Annotated in this window: 4 protein-coding genes; all 4 read left to right on the plus strand. The window is 76.0% G+C overall.

The features are described from left to right. The 4 genes from AB0O11_RS10480 (at position 1) to AB0O11_RS10495 (ending at position 23,033) form a co-directional block, all read left to right on the plus strand. A complete protein-coding gene (locus AB0O11_RS10480) occupies positions 1–2,751 on the plus strand; it encodes an alkaline phosphatase family protein (protein WP_363383922.1) in 2,751 nt (916 codons plus the stop codon). Between the two features lie 120 nt (positions 2,752–2,871). After that, a complete protein-coding gene (locus AB0O11_RS10485; protein WP_363383924.1) occupies positions 2,872–3,060 on the plus strand; it encodes a hypothetical protein in 189 nt (62 codons plus the stop codon). Between the two features lie 882 nt (positions 3,061–3,942). After that, the gene (locus AB0O11_RS10490; RefSeq protein ID WP_363383926.1) at positions 3,943–5,310 is read left to right on the plus strand and encodes a serine hydrolase domain-containing protein; all 1,368 of its coding nucleotides are present in this window, start codon (positions 3,943–3,945) and stop codon (positions 5,308–5,310) included. Positions 5,311–5,438: 128 nt separating this feature from the next. Next, positions 5,439–23,033, plus strand: coding sequence for a non-ribosomal peptide synthase/polyketide synthase (locus tag AB0O11_RS10495; RefSeq protein WP_363383927.1), 17,595 nt, complete (start codon positions 5,439–5,441; stop codon positions 23,031–23,033). Positions 23,034–23,036: the final 3 nt, after the last annotated feature.

The following is a 23,036-nucleotide window of genomic DNA, read 5'->3' on the forward strand; positions in this document are numbered from 1 at the left end:
ATGCAGGTGACGCGTCGTCGACGCAGCCGGAACGGCCACCTCGTCCTCCTCGGCCGCCGGGTGGGCCGCCGGGCCACGCTCGCCACGGCCTGCATCACGGCGGTGGCCGTGGCCACCGGCACGGCTTTCGCGGCCACCCACCAGTTCGGCACGGACCAGGTGGGCCAGACCACCGCCGACGGCCTGGTCGTCTCCAGCGACCAGTACCTCGCCCCGTACGGGAGCCGGCAGGTCCTCGACAACGGCAAGCTGATGGGCTCCACGGTCAGCCCGGACGGCGGCCACCTGGCCGCCGCGGTCGCCGACGGCGACGCGGCGCTGGTCGTGGTGGACCTGAAGACCGGGAAGGTGCAGCAGCGCGTCGGCACCAACAAGGCGGACGAGCTGCGCATCCCCAGCGGCTCGGTCGGCCAGGAGTCCCCGGTCTACTCGCCGGACGGCAAGCAGCTGTGGCTGGGCCAGCTCGACGGCTACACCCGGTTCACCGTGAAGCCCGACGGCACGCTGTCCGCCCCGGTGGCGGTGAAGATCCCGGCCGACGGGGAGAAGCACGCGCTGGCCTCCGGGGCGGTGTTCTCCGCGGACGGTTCGACGGTGTACGCCGCGGTCAACGGGCAGAACCGGGTGGTCGCGATCGACACGGCGACGGGCGCGGTCAAGCAGAGCTGGACGGTCGGCAACGCGCCGCGCGGCGTGGTGCGGGTCGGCGGGAAGCTGTACGTCTCCAACGAGGGCGGGCGCGCGGCCACCGCCGAGGACACCACGGTCAACTCCTACGGCACCCAGGTGCCGGCCGACCCGGTGACCGCCGCCACCACCACCGGCACGGTCAGCGTGATCGACCTCGCGGACCCGGCCGCCGCCGTCGGCTCCATCCCCGTCGGCCTGCACCCGACCGCGCTGTACGCGAAGAACGGGGTGCTGTTCGTCGCCGACACCGCCGGCGACGAGGTGTCGGTGATCGACACCGCGCGCGACCAGGTCGTCCAGACCATCTCCACCAAGCCGTGGCCGGAGGCCTCCGTCGGCTACGAGCCCACCGCGGTGACGCTCACCGACGACGGCCGCCTGCTGGTCACCCTCGGCCGGGCCGACGCGGTGGCCGTCTACCGCTTCACCGGCGTGCAGGAGCCGGTCGGCTACGTCGGCCTGCTGCCCACGGACTACTTCCCGGCGGAGATCGCCACCGTCGGCTCGAAGGTGATCGTCTCCAACACCCGTGGCATCGATGCCCGGCGGCCCAACAGCACCGGCGCCCACAAGACCCACGACACCACCTCCAGCCTCACCCAGTTCACGCTGCCGGGCGACAAGGAGATCCGCTCGCAGACCGCCAAGGTGTTCCGGCAGAACGGCTGGACCAACAACGCGGTCAAGCCGGCGAACGGCCACAAGGCGAAGGCGGAGCCGGTGCCGAAGCGGATCGGCGACCCGTCGCCGATCAAGCACGTCTTCCTGATCGTCAAGGAGAACCGGACCTACGACCAGGTCTTCGGTGACATCGCCAAGGGCAACGGCGATCCCGGGCTGGCCCAGTTCGGCGCCAACGTGACGCCCAACCAGCACGCGCTGGCCGAGCAGTTCGGGCTCTACGACAACACCTACGACATCGGCACCAACTCCGCCGAGGGCCACAACTGGCTGATGCAGGCGGACAACCCGGAATACACCGAGTCCTCGGCCGGCGAGTACGAGCGCAGCTACGACACCGAGGACGACGCCCTGGGCCACCAGCGCTCCGGCTTCCTGTGGACGGGCGCGCAGGCGGCGGGCAGGACGGTGCGCGACTTCGGCGAGTTCCACCAGTTCCTGGACAAGCCCGCCGACGCCACCTGGCAGAACCTGTACTGCGACGCCAGGACCATGGACGAGACCGGGCAGGGCAGCGCCTACGCCCTCAAGTCCTCCTCACCGATCCCCTCGCTCAACAGCGTCTCGGTGCCCGGCTTCCCGAAGTTCGACACCGATGTGCCGGACCTGTACCGGTACCAGGTCTGGAAGCAGGACTTCGAGAAGAACGGCCCGGCGAACCTCAACATGCTGTGGCTGTCCAGCGACCACACCGGCGGTCCGGCGAGCCCGGCCGCCCAGGTCGCCGACAACGACCTGGCCACCGGGAAGATCGTCGACGAGATCACCCACAGCGAGTACTGGAAGGACTCGGCGATCTTCGTCGTCGAGGACGACTCCCAGGCGGGCCTGGACCACGTGGACGGCCACCGTGCCCCGATCCAGATCATCAGCCCCTGGGCGCAGCACGGGGCCGTGGACAGCCGCTACTACTCGCAGATCACGATGATCCGCACCATCGAGCAGATCCTCGGCATCCACCCGATGAACCAGAAGGACAGCGCGGCCAGCCCGATGACCGCGGCCTTCACCGACCGGCCGGACTACACGCCGTTCACCGCGGTGCCCAACCGGACCGCGCTGACCGACGGCCTGAAGACGCCGCCCTCGTGCGGCCTCGACGTGCCCGGGGAGCAGGACCTCCGGGCGGCCGCGGCACCCGCCACGATCGCGCCGCCGGCGGCGGAGTCGGCCGTCGCGGTCCAGTGGGACGCCTGGAAGTCGCACCAGCGGCTGACCGGCCCGAACGCGGCGCCGGACCGGGCCAACCCGGCGCAGATGGAGCACCTGGTCTGGTACCAGACGCACAACTGGACCACACCGTACCCGGGCGAGGACGCGATCCTCGCCCCGGACGACGTGCCCGGCGCCTACCTGCCGTCGCCGGAGAACGACGGCTGACCCTCCGCTCTCCACCAGGCCCCCGGCCGGCGACCTCGCCGGCCGGGGGCCTGCTCGTCGTGGGCCGTGGAGACACGCCCTCGCCCGGGCCCGGTCCGGACCTGCCGGACCGCGCACCCGGTGTGGTCGGTACGAGGCCGGACACCGAGCCCGCAGCAGCTGCCCGCCGACGGCCGGCTGCTGCTGGAGGTCCTGAACGGGGATCCGGCGCCGTCCATCCGCGACGACGAGGCCCGGCGGGTGCTCGAACCCGTGCTGTCCGGCTGGGAGCGGGACGTGCTGCCGGGACCGGGCGGGCAGCCCGGGTGACCGGTCGACCGCGGCCGGGTGAGCCGCCGGCCGGGGCCCGGCGGTGTCACTCGCGTCCCACCCGGTGAATTCCGTCGCATTCCGGCGCAGCCGTCACAGGTGTCCGAGAAATCGCTCAGATATTCTCGCGAATAACTGTTCGAGTGGATGGGGAGGTTCTGATGCCATATTTTCGGCCAAAGAAATGACGCCCGCCCACGGGTGTTCCGGGCGTGGCCGGGAGGCGCACCTGGGATTTTGTGGTTCCGATTACCGGCGGGGTCGCTTTCCGTTCAATCGGAAGGGGTTGCGAGCAGCTGACCCGCAGTGAAGACTGTTGCGCGTTCGTCGTCCGGGCGTTCGGGACGGCAAGGATTGTGCGGCTCCCCGGCCGTGTCGGCGCGTTCCGCGCGGCGGATGCGGGGGCGGATCGCAAATGAGGGGGATGGGCATGCCGGATGCGGCCATTGCGCAGGTGAGGGCCGAGAGGGCGGCCGGTCGGCGGGGGACGGGTTTCTGTCCGACCGTTCCGGCGGGGTAGGGGTATTCGGTCGCTCGCGGTTCACCGCGTGCAGGTCCGTCGTTCATCGTGCGGTGGGGAATTCCGGCGGCGGCGAATTCTGGTCGCATTCGCACCGTCCGGTCCGGAAGCGTCGGCGCGACCCCGGAACGGATCCACGAGGGCGGGCGCGGCACTCCGCGGCGGACGCCCGGGGATTCCCGTTCCCGGGCCGGCCGACCACCGTCGGCCGGGCTTGTGCCGATTCCCCTCGTTCCCGCGCGTCCTGAAGTGGGCGGCGCCGGCGGCCGGAAATTTCCCGCTGCGCCGCACCCCGATCCGCAATTCCACTGCGGGTGCCCGGCGCGCCCGCACCCGAGAACCAGTCAACGGGAGCTTCCGTCATGCCGTACGCCAGTCCGGCGCCCACTCGTGAGCGGGCGCCGCTCCTCCTGCGCAGCGAGCTGCAGCACCGGCTCGACACGCTCGCGCGCGCCCACCGGGTGCCCGGTGCCCAGCTGGTGCTGGACACCGGCTCGGAGACCGTCGTCCTGCACACCGGGGTGGCCGACGTCAGAACCGGGGCGCCCTTCACCGACGACACGGCCGTCCCGGTGGGGTCGCTCACCAAGCCCTACACGGCCGCCCTGGTGATGCTGCTCGCCGACGACGGCGACCTCGACCTCGACGAACCGGCCGCCGAGTACCTTCCGGAGCTCCGGCAGTTGCCCGAAGTAACGATTCGTCACCTACTCGGCCACACCGGCGGACTGCCCACCGGGCCGGACTCCGATGCCGCCGCCCGCACCACCGCGACGCGCTACCTGTCCGCCGTGTGCACCGAGAAGGATGCGCTCTTCCCGCCCGGGACGGACTTCTCCTACTCCAACGCCGGCTACGTCGCCGCCGGGCGCCTGGTCGAGACGGTGACCGGGATGCCCTGGCAAGAGGCGGTGCGCGCCCTGCTGCTCGAACCCTTCGGCACCGGGCCGGTGTTCGTCGACACGGTCGCACCCGGACGACCGGTCGCCGCCGGGCACGCGCTCAACGCCGCGACGGGCCTGGCCCGGGCGGTCCGGCAGAACCTGGCCCCGCTGGAGGCCCCGGCCGGCGCCCTGCTGGCGAGCGCCGCGGACCTCGCCGCACTCGGCGCCGCCCTGGCCGGCCGGGCCAAGACGCTGCCCCCGGACGTCGCCGAGGAGATGCGCCGTCCGCAGTCCGGAGCCCGGCCGGGAGCGCTCGCGCACGGCTGGGGCGCCGGGGTGGCGCTCTACCGGCAGGACGCGCGGCTCTGGTGGGGCCACGACGGCAACGCCATGGGGACCTCCTGCCACCTGCGGGCCGACCCGGACAGCGGCGTGGTGGTCGCCTTCACCGGCAACGCCGGCGCCGCCACCGCCCTGTGGCGCGAGCTCGCGGCCGAACTGGAGGAGTCGGCCGGGGTGCGGGTGCCCGCGGCGATCGAGCCGGTGGGCGCGGGCGGGCCCGTGCCGCTCGCCGAACCCGTGACCCTGGCCGCGTGCGCGGGCGACTACCGCAACGGCTCGATCCGCTACCGGGTCGAGTCGACCGGCGACGGACCGGCCACCCTCTCGGTGGACGGCGACCTGCCGCTCCCGCTGCGCTGCTACGCCGGCCTCTCCTACGACCTGATCGCCCCCGACACCGGCCGCCCCGAGCCCGGCGGACGCTTCCACCGGGACCCGGCCACCGGCCGGATCGACCGGGTGCAGGTCTCCGGACGCACGGCCCGCCGGGCCGCCTCCGACTGAGCCGCCCGACCCCGCCGCCGTACGCCCGCCCCCCCGCACCATCGCCCCAGCGTTCCCCCGGGCCCGAGGGCCGGCTACCGCCTGCCCCGGTGCCCTCGTCGTCGCCCCCATCGGAAGGACCTTCCGCCATGGCCGACCGGCCTGCCCAGCCCGCGCGTCCGTCCGCTCCGCCGCGGCATCGGACCCTCGACGCGCTGTTCGCCGCCCAGGCGGCCCGCACGCCGCACGCGCCCGCGGTGACCGACGGCCGGCGCACCTGGACCTACCGGGACCTGGCCGAACGCGTCGAGCGGCTGGCCCGCGACCTGCGCCGGCACGGCGCCGGGCCGGAGCGGACGGTGGCCCTGGTCCTGCCGCGCTCGATGGAGCTGGTCGCCGCCGAGCTGGCCGCCGTCCGGGCGGGCGCCGCCTTCCTGCCCGTGGACCCGGCCTACCCCGCCGAGCGACGGGCGCTGATGCTCGCCGACGCCGCCCCCGCGATCGTGCTGGACGATCCGGCCGCCGTCCGCGCGCTCCTGGAGGCGGCCGGGCCCGCCGACCCGGACGGGACGGGCGCCCCGGTCGCGGCCGGCACCGACCACCCGGCGTACGTGATCTACACCTCGGGCTCCACCGGGACGCCCAAGGGCGTGGTCGTCACCCACCGGGGGATCGCCGGCTTCACCGCGGCGGCCGTCGAGAACTACGCGGTACGGCCCGGGGACCGGGTGCTCCAGTTCTCCTCGCCCAGCTTCGACGCCTCCGTCCTGGAGCTGTTCGTCTCCGTGCTCACCGGCGCCACCCTGGTGATCCCCCCGGACGGCCCCTGGCTGGGAGAGGAGCTCGCCGCCGTCCTGGACGAGCACCGCATCACCCACACCCTGATCCCGCCCGCCGCCCTGGCCACCGTGCCCGCCGGCGCGGGCCGCCACCTGCGCACCCTGATCGTCGGGGCCGAGGCCTGCCCCGCCGAGCTGGTCGACCGCTGGGCGCCCGGCCGGCGCATGATCAACTCCTACGGCCCGACCGAGGCCACCATCGTCGCCACCTGGACCGGCCCGCTCACCGCCGGCACCGGCACACCCGCCATCGGCAGCGCCCTGCCGCACGCCCGGGTGTACGTGCTCGACGAGGCCATGCGGCCCCAGCCGCCCGGCACCGACGGCGAGCTGTACCTCGGCGGCGAGGGCGTCGCCCGCGGCTACCTCGGCCGCCCCGGCCTGACCGCCGCGCGCTTCGTCGCCGACCCCTTCGGGCCGCCCGGCGCCCGGCTCTACCGCACCGGCGACCGGGCCCGGTGGAACGCCGACGGGGACCTGGAGTTCCTCGGCCGGCTCGACCGGCAGGTCAAGGTCCGCGGCTTCCGGATCGAGCCGGGCGAGATCGAGGCCGCGCTGCGCGCCCACCCCGGCGTCGACCAGGCCGTCGTGATGGTCCGCGAGGACGAGCCGGGCCACACCCGGCTGGTCGGCTACGCCACGCCCGCCGACCCGGAGCGGGCCCCGGACCCGGCCGAGCTGCGCACCGCCCTGGCCGCCGCGCTGCCCGCCCACCTGGTGCCCGCCGCCGTCGTCGTGCTGGCCGCGTTCCCGCTCACCCCCCAGCTCAAGATCGACCAGCGGGCGCTGCCCGCGCCCGCCCGGCAGGCCGCCACCGGACGGCTCGTCCCGCGCACCGAGCGGGAGCGCGCCCTGGCCGCCGTCTGGGCCGAGGTCCTCGGCCTCGACGCGGTGGGCGCGGAGGACGACTTCTTCGAACTCGGCGGCGACTCGATCCTCGCCGCCCGCACCCTGGCCCGGGTGACCGCGCGGCTGGGCGTCCGGCTCACCCTGCGGGACGTCTTCACCGCCCGCACCGTCGCCGCCCTTGCCGCGCTGTTCGACGAGGCGCCCGCCGCCGCACCGACCGAGCCGATCCCGCCCGCCCCGCGCGGGGAGCCGCTGCCGCTGTCCAGCGCCCAGCGCCGGCTCTGGTTCCTGGACGACCTCGCCCCCAGCGGCACCGGGAACCACACCGGCGTGGCCCTGCGGCTGCACGGTGCCCTCGACCGGGAGGCCCTCGGCCGGGCCCTGCACCGCCTCGCCGCCCGGCACGACTCGCTGCGCACCACCGTCGCCACCGTCGATGGGCGGCTCGTGCAGCACGTCGCCGAGCGGTCCGGGCTGCCGCTGCGCACCGAGGACCTCGGCGCCCTGCCCGACGGGGAGCGCGCCGAGGCGGCCGAACGCCTGCTGACCGAGGAGCTGGAGCGGCCGTACGACCTGGCGCGGGGCCCGCTCGCCCGGGCGCTGCTGGTCCGGCTCTCCGCCGACGAGCACCTCCTGCTGCTGGCGCAGCACCACATCGTCACCGACGGCTGGTCGGTGGGGGTCCTCACCCGCGAACTGGCCGCGCTCTACCGGGCGGAGGCCACCGGCGAACCGGACGCCCTGCCCGCCCCCGCCCTCCAGTACCCCGACTTCGCACACTGGGAGCAGCACCGCCGAACCGACCACGCACCGGACCTCGCCTACTGGAAGCGCACCCTGGCGGACCTGCCCACCCTGCGGCTGCCCACCGACCGCCCCCGGCCCGACCAGCGCACCGGCAACGGCGCGGCGCACCGTCACCACCTGCCGGCCGAGCTGGTCGACCGGCTGCGCCACCTTGCCGCGGGCCGCGGCACCACGGTGTTCACCCTGTTCGCCGGGGCGTCCGCACTGCTGCTCTCGCGCTACTCCGGCCAGCGGGACGTGGCCTTCGGCACCGTCACCAACGGGCGGGACCGGCGGGAACTGGAGGAGGTGACCGGCTTCTTCGTCAACACCGTGGTGCTGCGCGGCGACGTGGACGAGCAGGCCACCGTCGACCGCTTCGTGGAGGACATGCGCACCACCCTGCTGGACGCCTTCGCCCACGCCGGGGTGCCCTTCGACCGGGTGGTCGAGGAACTGGCCCCGCCCCGCGACCCCAGCCGGACCCCGCTGGTCCAGGTCGTGGTCGTCCAGCAGACCCCCACCGCCCCGCCGCCCGCCGGGGGCCTGCGCTTCGCGGACCACCCGCTGCCCCGCCCGGCCGCCCGCTTCGACCTGGTGCTGGAGTTCACCCCGGACGACGCCGCCGGCTGCACGCTGACGGTGGAGTACAACACCGACCTGTTCGACCGGCGGACCGTGACCGCGCTGGCGGGCCACCTGCACCGCCTGCTGGCCGGGATGGCGGACGGGCCGCAGCGCACCCTCGCCGAACTGCCGATGATCCCCGAGGAGGAGCAGCGCGCGCTGCTCGACGCCCGGAACCCGGCGGGCGCGCCGCCCGTGCTGCCCGCACCGGTCACGCCGCCCGGGCCGCTCGCCTGGACCCGCGCCTACGTCCTGGACCGCGGGCTGCGCCCCCAGCCCGACGGCGTACCCGGCGAGTTGCACCTCGCGGGCGGCTTCCCGGACCAGCCGGGGGAGACGGCCGAGCGGTTCGTCGCCGACCCGTACGGCGCGCAGGGGGACCGGATGTACCGCACCGGGGACCTGGTGCGGTGGAACGCCGACGGCGAACTGGAGTACCTCGGCCGGGTCGCGCACCGGGCGAAGCCCCGCGGCCTCGGGACCGATCCGGACGAGGCGGCGGAGGCGCTGCGGCGCTGCGCGGGCGTGGCCGAGGCGGCCGCCGTCCTCGCCGAGGGCCCCCGGCGGCTGGTCGGCTACGTGGTGCCCGTGCCGGGCGGCCGGATCGAGCCCGAGGCGGTGCGCCGCGCACTTGCCCTGACCCTGCCCGACCACCTTGTCCCCGCGGTCGTGGTGCCGCTGCCCGCCCTGCCGCTGGGCCCCGACGGCACGCTCGACTGCGGCCGGCTGCCCGACCCCGGTCCGGCCGCGCAAGCCGTGCGCCACGTCGCCCCCCGCACCCCCGCCGAACGCGCGCTCGCCGGCATCTGGGCCGAGGTGCTGCGGCTGGAGCGGGTCGGCGCCGACGACAACTTCTTCGACCTCGGCGGGGACTCCATCCTCGGCATCCAGGTGGTGGCCCGCTGCCGGCAGGCCGGGCTGGCGGTGACCTCCCGGGACCTCTACCGCCACCAGACGGTCGCCGCGCTGGCCCGGTCCGCGGAGGACGCCGAGGCCCCGGCCGCGCCCGCACCGGTGGCCGCCACCGGGGAGGCCGTGCCGACCCCGATCCAGCGCTGGTGGTTCGACCGGGCCGCCGGCCGGCCCGGCCACTTCGGCCAGGCGCTCTCCCTGCTGCTGCCCGGCGACCTGGACCGGGCGGCCCTGGAGGAGGCCCTGAACGACCTGGTCGCCCACCACGACGCGCTGCGCTCGGCCTTCACCGCCCCGGACGGCGGCGGGGCCGTGCGGTGGCGGATCCAGGAGCCGACGCGCCGGATCGTCCTGGCCCGGCACACCGGCCCGGACCAGGACACCCCGCACTTCGGACCCCACGACCTGAGCGGCGGCGAGCCGCTGCTGCGCGCCGTGCTGCACGAGCGCGCCGAGGGCCGGCCTTCGGTCCTGCACCTGGCCGTCCACCACCTGGTGGTCGACGGCGTCTCCTGGCGGGTGCTGCTGGAGGACCTGGACACCGCCTACCGCGCTCGCCGCGACGGCCGGGACGGGGCGGGCGCCCTGCCGGCGAAGTCCTCGCCGGTGCGGCAGTGGGCCGAGCGGCTGAGCGCCTTCGCCGCCGCGGGCGGCTTCGAGGACGAGGCGGAGTACTGGGCCCGGGCCGTGCCCGAGCAGCCCGCCGCCGAGCCGCTGCCCGACGAGTTTCCGGCCGCCGAGCTCGCCGGCCCCGACAGCTACGCCTCCGAACGCTCCGTCACCGTCCGCCTGAGCCCCGCCGACACCGCCGCCCTGCTGCGGACCCTGCCCGACACCTACCGCACCCAGGCCAACGACGTGCTGCTGAGCGCGCTCGGCCGCGTGCTGTGCGGGGCGAGCGGGCTGGAGCAGGTCGTGGTGGACGTCGAGGGCCACGGGCGCGAGGAACTGTTCGCCGAGCTCGACCTCAGCCGTACGGTCGGCTGGTTCACCACCCGCCACCCCGTCGCCCTGGCCGTCCCCGCCGGGGCCGGCTGGGACACCGTCCTCAAGCAGGTCAAGGAGCAACTGCGCGCCGTCCCCCGGCGCGGCCTCGGCTTCGAGGCGCTGCGCCACCTCGGGCGCCCCGGCACGGCGCCCGACACCCCGGCCGCCCGGATCGGCTTCAACTACCTGGGCCGCATCGCCCTTCCGGACGACGACGAGGACGGGCTGTTCCGTGGCACCTACCGGCCGCTGGAACTGGACGCGGACCCGGCCGTCGAGCGCCCCCACCCGCTGGAGGTGGTCGGTCGCCTGGACGGCGACGCGCTGGAGTTCACCTGGTTCCACTCCGCCGCCGTGCACCGGAGCGGGACCGTCGAGGCGCTGGCCCGGCGCTTCGCCGAGGAACTGGCCGACCTCGCCTGCCACGCGGTCCGCCCCGGCGCCGCCGGGCGCACCCCGTCGGACTTCCCGCTGGCCCGGCTCGACCAGGCGGCGGTGGACCGGATCACCGGCGCCGACCCGGGCGCGGTGGAGGACGTCCTGCCGCTCACCCCGACCCAGTCCGGCATGCTCTTCCACAGCCTTGCCGAGGAGGACAGCGGCGCCTACTTCCAGCAGCTGGACTTCGTCCTGGACGGCGTGCCCGACCCGGCGCGCCTCGCCGAGGCCTGGCAGCGGGTCACCGACCGCACCGCGGTGCTGCGTGCCCACGTCCGCTGGCAGGAGGTGCCCGAGCCGCTGCTCGTGGTGCACCGCCGGGTGGCCGTGCCGGTCACCCACCTGGACTGGCGCGCGCTGCCCGAGGAGGAGCGCCGCGGCCGGCTGGCCGAACTGCTCGACCGAGACCGGGCCCGCGGCCTCGACCTGGTGCGGGCCCCGCTCCAGCGGCTGCTGCTCGTCCGCCTCTCGGACAGCCGGGTACGGGTGCTCTGGTCCTTCCACCACCTGGTCCTGGACGGCTGGAGCCTGTTCCAGGTGCTCTCGGACGTCTTCGCGGTGCACGCCGCCCTGGCCCGCTCCGGACCGGACACCGAGGTCCCGTACGGCACCGTGCCGGAGCGTCGGCCCTACCGCGACTACCTGGCCTGGCTGGGCGAGCGCGACCACGCGGAGGCCGAGCGGTACTGGCGCGGCCGCCTCGCCGGGCTGGCCGAGCCGACGCCGCTGCCGTACGACCGCGAGCCGGTGCAGAGCCATCGAGCGGAGTCCACCCGGGCCGTGCCGTTCACCCTGCCCGCCGCCGCGACCCGGGCACTGGAGGACCTCGCGCGCGGCTCCGGGCTGACCCTCAACACCCTGGTCCAGGGCGCCTGGGCGGTGCTGCTGGGCCGCCAGGCCGGGCGGGCCGAGGTGGTCTTCGGCACCACCTCCTCCGGGCGGCCGCCCGAGCTGCCCGGGGTCGAGACGATGACCGGCCTGTTCATCACCACCCTGCCGACCCGCACCACGGTGCCCGCCGAGGGCACCCTGCTCGACTGGCTCCGGACCCTGCAGCGGGAGCAGAGCGAGGACCGGAGGCACGGCTTCGTCCCGCTGACCCGCCTGCGGGCCGACACCGAACTGCCCGAGCAGACCGGCCTGTTCGACAGCCTGGTGGTCTTCGAGAACTACCCGGTCGACGAGGACGCCGCCGAGGCCCACGGCCTGCGGCTGCGCGACCTGGACGGGATCGAGACCACCAACTACCCGCTCGCCCTGCTCGCCTACCCGGGCCCGGAGCTGTCCCTGCGGCTCTGCTACGACCCGCGGCTGTTCGACGAGTCCACGGTGCGCCGGCTGGCCGGGCAGCTCGCCGCCGTGCTGACCGGCCTGCCCTCGGGCGCACACCGCCCGCCCGCGCGGCTGCCGCTGCTGACCGGGGAGGAACGCCGGCGCGTCCTGGTCGACTGGAACGCCACCGCCGTCGAGGAGCCCGCGGCCGACATCGCCGAACTCTTCGCCGAACAGGTGCTCCGCACCCCCGAGGCCATCGCCCTGGAGACCGGCGACCGGCGCCTGACGTACCGCGAACTCGACGCCCGCGCCGCCGAGCTGGCCGGACGGCTGGTCGCGCACGGGGTCCGGGTGGAGCGGCCGGTCGGGGTGCTCATGGAGCGCTCCGTCGAGCTGGTCGTCGCCCAGCTGGCGCTGGTCCGCACCGGCGGGGTCTACGTGCCCCTGGACGGCCGGGCACCGCGCGAGCGGCTGCACCGGATGCTCGCCGAGGCCGGCGCCGACCTGCTGCTCACCGACGCCCACCGGGCGGGCACCGCCGTCGAGCTGCTCCCCGCCGACCGGGTGCTGCGGGCCGACCGGCCGGACCCCACCGATCCGCCGCGCAACGAGGCCCCGGCGGCCGTCCACCCCGACAACGTCCAGTACCTGATGTTCACCTCGGGCTCCACCGGCACCCCGAAGGGCGTCGCGGTGCGCCGCCGGGACGTCGCCGCGCTCGCCCTGGACCGCGCCTTCACCGGCCACGACCGGGTGCTGGTGCACTCCCCGCACGCCTTCGACGCCTCCACCTACGAGCTGTGGGTGCCGCTGCTGCGCGGCGGCACCGCCGTGCTCGCCCCGCCGGAGGACCTGGACGCCGCCGCCATCCGGCGCGCCGTCACCGAGCAGGGCGTGCGCTGCCTGTGGCTGACCGCCGGCCTGTTCCGGCTGCTAGCCCAGGAGGACCCGGGCTGCCTGCGCGGCGTCCGCGAGGTGTGGACCGGCGGCGAGGCGGTGCCCGGCGCGGCCGTCCGCAAGGTCCTGGCGGCCTGCCCCGGCCTCATCGTGGTCGACGGCTACGGACCGACCGAGACCACCACCTTCGCCACCCGCCGGGCCTTCCGCGCCGGTGACGAGCTGCCCGCCGTCCTGCCGATCGGCCGCCCGCTGGACAACACCCGGGTGTACGTCCTGGACGGCGCGTTCCAGCCGCAGCCGCCAGGCGTCACCGGAGAGCTGTACCTCGCCGGGGCCGGCCTCGCCCGCGGCTACGCGGGCCGCCCCGGCGAGACCGCCGCCCGCTACCTCGCCGACCCGTACGGCCCGCCCGGCAGCCGGATGTACCGCACCGGCGACACTGTCCGGTGGAGCGAGGACGGCGAACTGCACTTCGTCGGCCGCGCGGACGACCAGATCAAGATCCGCGGCTTCCGGATCGAACCCGCCGAGATCGAGGCCCGGCTCACCGCCCACCCGGCCGTCGCCGAAGCCGTGGTCTCGCTGCACCAGGACGCCGGACGCAAGCGCCTCGCCGCCCACCTGGTGCCGGCCGAGGGCACCGAGCCGCCCGCCGCCGCCGAACTGCGCGCCCACCTGGCCGCCGACCTGCCCGACTACATGGTGCCCGCGGCCTTCGTCACGCTGCCCGAACTCCCGCTCACCGCCAACGGCAAGGTGGACCGCCGGCGGCTGCCCGCACCCGACTGGTCGGCGGGCGGCGACCGGCCCCACCGCGCCCCCGGTACCGACCGCGAGCGCCTGCTCGCCGCGATCTGGGCCGAGCTGCTCGGGGTCGAACGGGTCGGGCTGGACGACGACTTCTTCCTGCTCGGCGGCGACTCCATCCTGAGCATCCAGGTCGTCTCCCGGGCCCGCGCCGCCGGACTCGCGCTCTCCCCGCGCGACCTGTTCCGGCACCCCACCGTCGCGGCCCTGGCCGCGGCCGCCGGCAGCGCCGTGACCGTGGCCGGCACCGGGCCGGTCAGCGGCGAGGTCGGCCTGACGCCGATCCAGCACTGGTTCCTCGACCCCGGCCCGCGGCACGCCGAGCACTTCGACCAGTGCCTCGTGGTGGAGGCTCCCGGCGAGGTCGCCCCGCAGGCCCTGCGCCGCGCCCTGGCCGCCCTCTGGGCCCACCACGACGCGCTGCGCTCCCGCTTCACCCGTGCCCAGGACGGTACGTGGCAGCAGCACTGCGCCCCGGCCGAGGAGACCGCGCCCGAGCTGCTGGAGGTCCACGACCAAGGCCTGGAAGAGGTGGTGACCGCGGCCGCCCACGCCTCCTTCCGGCTGGACGGCGGCCCGCTGCTCACCGCCCGGCTGTTCACGGCCGAGGGCCGCCCCGACCGGCTGCTGCTGGCCGTCCACCACCTGGTGGTCGACGGCGTCTCCTGGCGGGTGCTGCTGGAGGACCTGGAGACCGCCTACCGGCAGGCCGTCGAGGGCCGCCCGCTGCGGCTGCCCGCCCGCACCAGCTCCGTCCGCGAGTGGGCCCGCCGACTGGCCGGGCACACCGCGGCCGGCGGCTTCGCCGGGCAGCACGCCCACTGGGCGGCCGCCGCCCGGGCCTGCGCCCAGCCGCTGCCGGTGGACGGCGACGGCGGCAACACCGCCGCCGACCTGCGCGAGGTGACCGTCCACCTGGACCGCGAACGCACCGACGCCCTGCTGCGCAAGGTCCCCGGGGTCTACCGCACCCGGATCGACGACGTGCTGCTCACCGCGCTCGGCCGGGTTCTCGCCGAGTGGACCGGGCGCAGCACCGTCGCGGTCGGCCTGGAGGGGCACGGCCGCGAGGACCGGCTGTTCGACGGCCTCGACCTGTCCCGCACGGTCGGCTGGTTCACCTCGCTCTTCCCGGTCGCCCTCGACGTCCCGGCGGGGGACTGGGGCACCGCCCTGAAGGCCGTCAAGGAACAGCTGCGGGCGGTGCCCGACCGCGGCCTCGGGTACGGCGCGCTGCGCCACCTCGCCCGGGACGGGGCACTCGTCGACGCGCCCGCCCCCGGCATCAGCTTCAACTACCTGGGCCGCTTCGACTGGTCCGCCGACGGCGCCGCCCTGGTCCGCGCCGTCCCCGGCGGCCTCGGCGGCGCGGAGGCCCCCGGCACCGAGCGCCCGCACCTGCTGGACGTGGTCGCCCGGGTCGAGGACGGCCGGCTGGAGATCCGCTGGCACTACAGTGCCGGCCGGCACCGCTCGAGCACTGTCGCCGGGCTCGCGCAGGCCGTGCTGCGCGCGCTGGTGGAGATCGTCGCCCACTGCGCCGAGCCCGGCGCCGGCGGCCGCACCCCCGCGGACTTCCCGCTCGCCCGCCTCGACCAGGCGGCGGTGGACCGGATCGCCGGGGACGGCCGGTCGGTCGCCGACGTGTACCCGCTGACGCCGATGCAGGCCGGGATGCTCTTCCACAGCCTGCTCGACCCGGAGGGCGACACCTACGTCAACCAGGTCCAGCTGGTGCTGACCGGGGTCACCGACCCGCACGCCCTGGCCGAGGCCTGGCAGCAGACCGCCGACGCCAACCCGGTGCTGCGCACCCGGCTCAGCTGGCAGGACGGCGCCGAACCGCTCCAGGTCGTCCAGCACCGGGCCGTCGTCCCGGTGACCCACCACGACTGGACCGGCCGCCCCGCCGAGCAGGTCGAGCGGGACACCGCCCGGCTGCTCGCCGAGGACCGGGCGGCCGGGCTCGACCTCGGCAGCGCGCCGCTGCTGCGGCTGGCCCTGATCCGGCTGACGCCGAACCGGGTCAGGGTGGTGTGGACCTTCCACCACGTGCTGCTCGACGGCTGGAGCGCCGCCCAGGTCTTCGACGAGGTGTGCGAACGCTACGCGGCCCTGACCGCCGGACGCCGGCCCGCCCCGGTCCGGCGGGCGCCCTACGCGGACTACCTGCGCTGGCTGGCCGGCCAGGACCGGGCGGGGGTCGAGCGGTACTGGCGCGACACCCTGGCCGGCTTCCCCGCCCCCACCGAACTGCCCCGGGACCGCCGCCCGGCCGGGGCGCACCGCGCCTCCTCCTCGGCCTCCGTGCGGGTCGCCCTCGGCCCCGAGCTGTCCGAGCGGCTGCGCACCACCGCCCGGCAGGCCGGGCTGACCGTCAACACCGTGCTCCAGGGCGCCTGGGCGCTGCTGCTCTCCCGCTACGGCGGCGGGGACGACGTGGTGTTCGGCACCATCGTCTCCGGTCGGCCCGCCGAACTCCCCGGCGTCACCTCGATGGTGGGGCTGTTCATCAACGCCCTGCCCACCCGGGTGCGGATCGACGTCCGGCGCCCGCTGCTGGACTGGCTGCGGGAGGTCCAGGACCACCAGTCCGAGGCCCGGCGGCACGACGCCGTCTCGCTGGCCCAGCTCCAGGGCTGGAGCGAACTGCCCGGCGGCACCGCCCTGTTCGACAGCATCGTGGTCTTCGAGAACTACCCGTTCGACGCGCAGGCGCTGACCCGGCACGGTTTGGGCGCGGAGACCGAGCACGTGCTGGAGCCGACCAGTTACCCGCTCAGCGTGGTGGTGGCGCCCGGCGAGTCCATCGAGGTCGGCCTGGACCACGACCCGGCCGCCTTCGACACCGCCACCGTCGAAGGGCTCGGGGCGAGCCTGCGCACCCTGCTCGCGGGGATGGCGGCCGGCCTCGACAGGCCGACGGCCGAACTGCCGCTGCTGGATCCGGCCCAGGGGCGCGAACTCCTGGACCGCCTCGGCGGGGCGGTGCGCGAGGCACCCCGGCGCACCCTGCCCGAGGCCTTCGCCCGGCAGGCCGCCCGCACCCCCGACGCCCCCGCGGTCCGCTCCGGCGACGAGCAGCTGACCTATCGGGAGCTCGACGAACGCTCCAACCGGCTGGCCCGGCTGCTGATCGGGGCCGGGGCCGGCCCCGAGCGGTACGTCGCGCTCGCGCTGCCCCGCACCGTCGAGCTGGCCGTGACGCTGCTCGCGGTGCTCAAGAGCGGCGCCGCGTACCTGCCGGTCGACCCCGGTTACCCGGCCGAGCGGATCGCCTACCTCTTCGAGGACGTCCGGCCCGATGCGGTGGTCACCGCCGCCGCGACCGAAGGACGGCTGCCCGACGGCCCGTACACCCGGATCGTGCCGGACGACCCGGCCTGCCGGGAGAAGCTGGCCGCCGCCCGCCCCGACGCCGTCGGCGACGAGGAGCGGCGCGGCGCACTGCGGCCGGAGCATCCCGCGTACGTCATCCACACCTCCGGCTCCACCGGCCGCCCCAAGGGCGTGGTGGTCGCCCACGCCTCGGTGCTCGCGCTGACCGACTGGGCCGCCGCCGAGTTCGCCGACCGCGGCCTGGACCACGTGCTCGCCGCGACCTCGCTCAACTTCGACGTGTCGGTGTTCGAGATCTTCGCGCCGCTGCTGTCCGGAGGCTGCGTGGAGCTCCTGCGCGACCTGCTGGCCCTGGCCGAGCGCCCCGGCCGCCGGCGGGCCGGCCTGCTCAGTGCGGTGCCCTCGGCCCTCGGCGGACTGCTCGCCGACGGCGCCGTGCAACTCGGCGCGGACACCGTGGTGCTGGCCGGCGAAGGGCTGCCCGCCCGCACCGTGCGCCGGGTCCGCGAGGCCGTCCCCGGCTGCCGGGTGCTGAACGTCTACGGCCCCACCGAGGCCACCGTCTACGCCACCGCCCACACCTGCGACCCCGCCGACCCGGACCGCGACCCGCCGATCGGCCGGCCGGTCGGCGGTGCCCGGGCCTACGTGCTGGACGGGCGGCTGCGCCCGGTGCCCACCGGCGCGCCGGGGGAGCTGTACCTGGCCGGCACCGGCGTGGCGCGCGGCTACCTGCGCCGCCCCGGGCTGACCGCCACCCGCTTCCTGCCCGACCCGTACGGCCCGCCCGGCAGCCGGATGTACCGCACCGGCGACCGGGCGCGCTGGAGCACGGACGGTGAGCTCGACTACCTCGGCCGCGTCGACGACCAGGTCAAGGTGCGCGGCTTCCGGATCGAACTCGGCGAGGTCGAGGCCGCGCTGGCCCGCCACCCGCAGGTGTCGGCGGCGGCCGCCCGGGTGGTCGACCACGACGGCCACAAGCAGCTGGTGGGCTACGCGGTGCCCCGCGACGGCGCCCTGCCCGACCCGGCCGAGTGGCGTGCCTTCCTCGGTCGCACCCTCCCCGACCACCTGGTGCCCGCCCTGGTGGTGCCGCTGGATCGGCTGCCGCTCGGCGCCACCGGCAAACTGGAGCGGCGCGCCCTGCCCGAACCGCTCCGGGCCGCCCCCGCCACGGGGAGCGGGCGGCCACCGCGCACCAACACCGAGCGGGCCCTCGCCGCGATCTGGTGCGAGGTGCTCGGCGTGCCCCGGGTGAACGCGGACGACAACTACTTCACGCTCGGCGGGGACTCGATCCTCGGCATCCAGATCGTCTCGGCGGCCCGCCGGGCCGGTCTCGCGCTGACCCCCCGGCACCTGTTCGCCCACCAGACCCTGGCCGAACTCGCCCGCGCCGCCGACCGGTCGCCGCACCCCGGGACCGCCGCCGAACAGGGTGCCGTCACCGGCGAGGCCCCGCTCACGCCCGTCCAGCACTGGCTGCTGGACACCCTCGACGGCGACCCGGCCCGCTTCACCCAGTCCGTCTCCTTCACCCTCGCCCCCGGCACCGACGAGAGCACGCTGCGGGCCGCCCTGGCCGCCGTCCTGGACCACCACGACGCGCTGCGGATGCGCTACGAACCGCTCGCCGCCGGCCGGTGGCGCCAGCACGGCACCGAACCCGGCCAGGCCCCCGAGCTGCACCTGCACGAACGGGCCGCCATCGAGGGCGAGGAACGCGAGGCCGTCCTGCGCGAACTCGCCGGGCACCTGGCCGAGGGCTACGACCTGGCCGCCGGACCGCTGCTGCGGGCCGCGCTCTGCCGCTTCGCGGACGACCCCCGCCCGGTGCTGCTGCTGGCCGCCCACCACCTGGTGGTCGACGCGGTGTCCTGGCGGATCCTGCTGGAGGACCTGGAGCGCGCCCACCGCGCGCTGAGCGCGGGCGAGCGGCCCGACCTCGGCGCCAAGAGCACCTCCTTCCGGGCCTGGGCCGAACGCCTCGCCGCCCACACCGCGGCCGGCGGCTTCGACCCGGAACTCCCGTACTGGCACGGCCTGGCGGACGGCGCCGCCGCCGCGTTGCCCACCGACCTCGACGGCGCCAACACGGCGGCGGCCGAGGAGTCGCTGACCTTCGCGCTGGGCGCCGAGGACACCCGCCGGCTGCTCCAGGACGTCCCGGAGGCGTACCGCACCCGGGTCAACGACGTCCTGCTCTGCGCCCTCGGCCGGGTGCTGGCCCGCTGGACCGGACGGGACCGGGTGCTGGTCACACTGGAGGGCCACGGCCGCGAGGAACTGTTCGACGGCGTCGACCTGTCCCGCACCGTCGGCTGGTTCACCACGATGTACCCCGTGGCCCTGGACGTGCCCCGGGGCGCGGACACCGGCACCGCCCTGAAGGCCGTCAAGGAGAGCCTGCGCGCCGTCCCGGGTGGCGGCCTCGGCCACGGCGCCCTGCGCCACCTCACACCGACCCCGGGGCTGGAGCTGCCGCAGATCGGCTTCAACTACCTGGGCCGGCAGGACTGGACCGCCACCCCCGGCGGCCTGCTGCACGCCCCGGCCGGCCCGCTCACCGGCGGCATGGACCGAACGGCCCGCCGCCCCCACCTGCTGGACGTGCTCGGGCAGGTCGCCGAGGGCCGGCTCTCCTTCACCTGGTCCTACTCCCGCGAGGTGCACCACGGCGGGACGGTCGCCCGGCTGGCCGCCGAACTGCTGGACGAGCTGCGGGAGATCGTCCGCCACTGCGCCGAACCCGGCGCCGGCGGCCGCACCCCCTCCGACTTCCCGCTGGCCGGCCTGGACCAGGCCGCCGTCGACCGGCTGGCCGGCACCGGACGGGAGGTGACGGAGATCCAGCCGCTCACCCCGACCCAGACCGGCATGGTGGTGCACGGCCTGGACGAGGCCGAACACGGACTGTACGTCGAGCGGATCACCTTCGTCCTGGACGGCGCCCGCGACCCGGGCCTGCTGGCCGCCGCCTGGCAGCACGTCGTCGACCGCACACCGGTGCTGCGCACCTCGGTGGTGCTGCGCGACGTGCCGGTGCCGCTCCAGGTGGTCCACCGGCAGGCCGTCCTCCCGGTCACCGAGCACGACTGGAGCGACCTCACCCCGGCGGAACAGCGGGACCGGCTGGAGGAACTGCTCGCCGGACGACGGACCCGCCCACTGGTCCTGGACCGCGCCCCGCTGCTGCGGCTCGACCTGATCCGGCTCGGCCCGGACGCGGTGCGCGTGGTCTGGGCCTTCCACCACGTGCTGCTGGACGGCTGGAGCGTCTTCCACGTCCTCGCGGACGTGCTGGCCGCCCATGCCGCGCTCGCCCGGGGCGAGCGGCCCACCCTGTCCGAGCGCCGGCCCTACGCGGACTACGTCGGCTGGCTCGCCGGCCGGGACACCGACGCCGCCGTCGAGCACTGGCGCGGCGTGCTGGCCGACCTCGCCGCGCCCACCGCCCTGCCCTACGACCGCCGGCCCGCCCAGGGTGACACGGCCCGCTCCGGGGACTGGCTCTCGCACCGGCTGGACGAGGCGCAGACCGAGCGGCTCCAGGAGTTCGCCCGCCGCCACCGCCTCACCCTCAACACCGTGGTGCAGGGCGCCTGGGCGCTGCTGCTGTCGCGCTGGAGCGGCGAGCAGCGGGTCTGCTTCGGCACCACCGTCTCCGGCCGGCCCGCCGACCTGGCCGGCGCCGACGGCATCGTCGGCCTGTTCATCACCACCCTGCCCGCCCGGGTCGCCGTCGAGGGCCGGCAGCCCTGCTCCGACTGGCTGCGCACCCTCCAGGAGGGGCAGGCCGAGGACCGCCGGTTCGACCACCTGCCGCTGGCACGGATGCACGGGCTGAGTCAGGTCCCGCCGGGCACGGAGCTGTTCGACAGCCTGGTGGTCTTCGAGAACTACCCGGTCGGCGACGCCACGGCCGGCGCCCACGGCCTGCTGGTACGCGAGCTGGACGCCCGGGAGGCCACCAACTACCCGCTCACCGTGGTCGTCTCGCCCGGCGAGCGGCTCGCCGTGGAATTCGGCCACGACCCCCGCTACCTCGACCGGGAGACCGCCGGGCGGCTGGCCGACCAGCTGCTGCACACCCTGTCCGCGCTGGCCGCCTCGGACGGCACCACCCGGCTGGACGAGCTCGACCTGCTGCCGCCCGGCGAACGGGAGCGGCTGCTGCACGGCCCGGCCCGCCCGGCGCTCGCCCCGGTGCCCCCGGCGGCCCTGCCCGCGCTGATCGAGGCCGCCGTGGACCGGTGGCCACAGGCCGTCGCGCTGAGCGCCGCCGGGCTGGAGCTGACCTTCGCCGAGGCCGAGGCGCACGCCAACCGGCTGGCCCACCGGCTGATCGCGCGCGGCGCCGGCCCCGGGGAGACCGTCGCCCTGCTGCTGCCCCGCTCGGCGGACACGGTGCTCGCCGAACTGGCGGTGGCGAAGACCGGCGCCGCCTTCCTGCCCGTCGACCCGCACTACCCCGAGGAACGGATCGAGGCGATGCTGCGCGACGCGGCCCCCGCGCTGACCCTGGACGCCAAGGAGGTCGCCGACCTCCTGGCCGTCGAGCCGGACGGCGCACCCGGCCACCGTCCCACCGACACCGACCGGATCCGTCCCCTCGACCCGGACGACCCGGCCTACGTGATCTTCACCTCCGGCTCCACCGGCACCCCCAAGGGCGTCGTCGTCACCCACCGCGGCCTCGCCGCCTTCGCCGCCGCCGAGGCCGAGCACTACCAAGTGGCCCCGGGGGACCGGGTGCTGGCCTTCGCCACGCCCAGCTTCGACGCCTCGGTGCTCGAACTGTGCCTGGCCCTGCCGCACGGTGCCCGGCTGGTGGTGCCCGAGCCCGGCCCGCTGCTCGGCGCCCAGCTGGCCGGGCAGCTCCGGGCGGAGCGGATCACCCACACCCTGCTGCCGCCCGCCGCCCTCGCCACCCTGCCGGCCGAGACCCCCGGCAGCCTGCCCGCGCTGAAGACCCTGATCGTCGGCGCGGAGGCCTGCGGCGCGGACCTGGTCGCCCGCTGGGCCCCGCACCACCGCCTGGTCAACTCCTACGGCCCCACCGAGGCCACCGTGGTCGCCACCTGGTCCGCGCCGCTGACCGCGGACGGCGCCGCCCCGCCGATCGGCCGCCCGTTGCCCGGCACCGGCGCGTACGTCCTGGACGCCCGGCGGCGGCCGGTGCCCGACGGCGTCCCCGGCGAACTGTGGCTGAGCGGACCGGGCCTGGCCCGCGGCTACCTCGGCCGCTCCGGCCTCACCGCCGCCCGCTTCACCGCCGACCCGTACGGGCCGCCCGGCAGCCGGATGTACCGCACCGGAGACCTGGTGCGCCGCGACCGCCACGGCGAACTGCACTACCTGGGCCGCACCGACCACCAGTTGAAGCTGCGCGGCCACCGGATCGAGGCGGGCGAAGTGGAGGCCGTGCTGGCGCGCCACCCGGCCGTGCTGGACGCGGTGGTGAGCATCCGGGAGGACGAGCCCGGGCTGCCCCGGCTGGTCGCCCACCTGCTGGCCGCCCCCGGCACCGAACCGCCGACCGGCGCCGAACTGCGGGCCCTGGCCGCCCGCTCGCTGCCCGGCCACATGGTCCCCTCGGCCTTCGCGGTGCTGGCGCGCTTCCCGCTCACCGCGAGCGGCAAGACCGATCGCGCGGCCCTGCCCGCCCCCGGCCCGGGCGAGGCCGAGCCGGTCGAACGGGTGGCGCCCCGCACCCCGACCGAGGAGGCGGTGGCGGAGATCTGGGCCGAGGCCCTGCGCACCGCCGTCGGCGCCACCGACGACTTCTTCCAGCTGGGCGGCGACTCCATGCGCGCCCTGTTGATCGCCTCCCGGGCCAACGATGCCTTCGGCGTCACGCTCACCCCCCGCGACGTGCTGGTCTCCCGCACCGTGGCCGCCCTGGCGGACCTGGTGGAGGACCTGGTGCTGAGCGAACTCGAAGCAGCCGCGCTGGGCGGCCCCGACGATGACGAACGGTGAGGA

It is taken from the genome of Kitasatospora sp. NPDC093102, from assembly GCF_040683915.1.
Classification (GTDB): domain Bacteria; phylum Actinomycetota; class Actinomycetes; order Streptomycetales; family Streptomycetaceae; genus Kitasatospora.

Excerpts from the sequence above, each read along its gene's own strand:
- AB0O11_RS10490 (WP_363383926.1), top strand. The coding sequence starts at position 3,943 with ATGCCGTACGCCAGTCCGGCGCCCACTCGTGAGCGGGCGCCGCTCCTC.
- AB0O11_RS10480 (WP_363383922.1), top strand. The coding sequence starts at position 1 with ATGCAGGTGACGCGTCGTCGACGCAGCCGGAACGGCCACCTCGTCCTC.
- AB0O11_RS10495 (WP_363383927.1), top strand. The coding sequence starts at position 5,439 with ATGGCCGACCGGCCTGCCCAGCCCGCGCGTCCGTCCGCTCCGCCGCGG.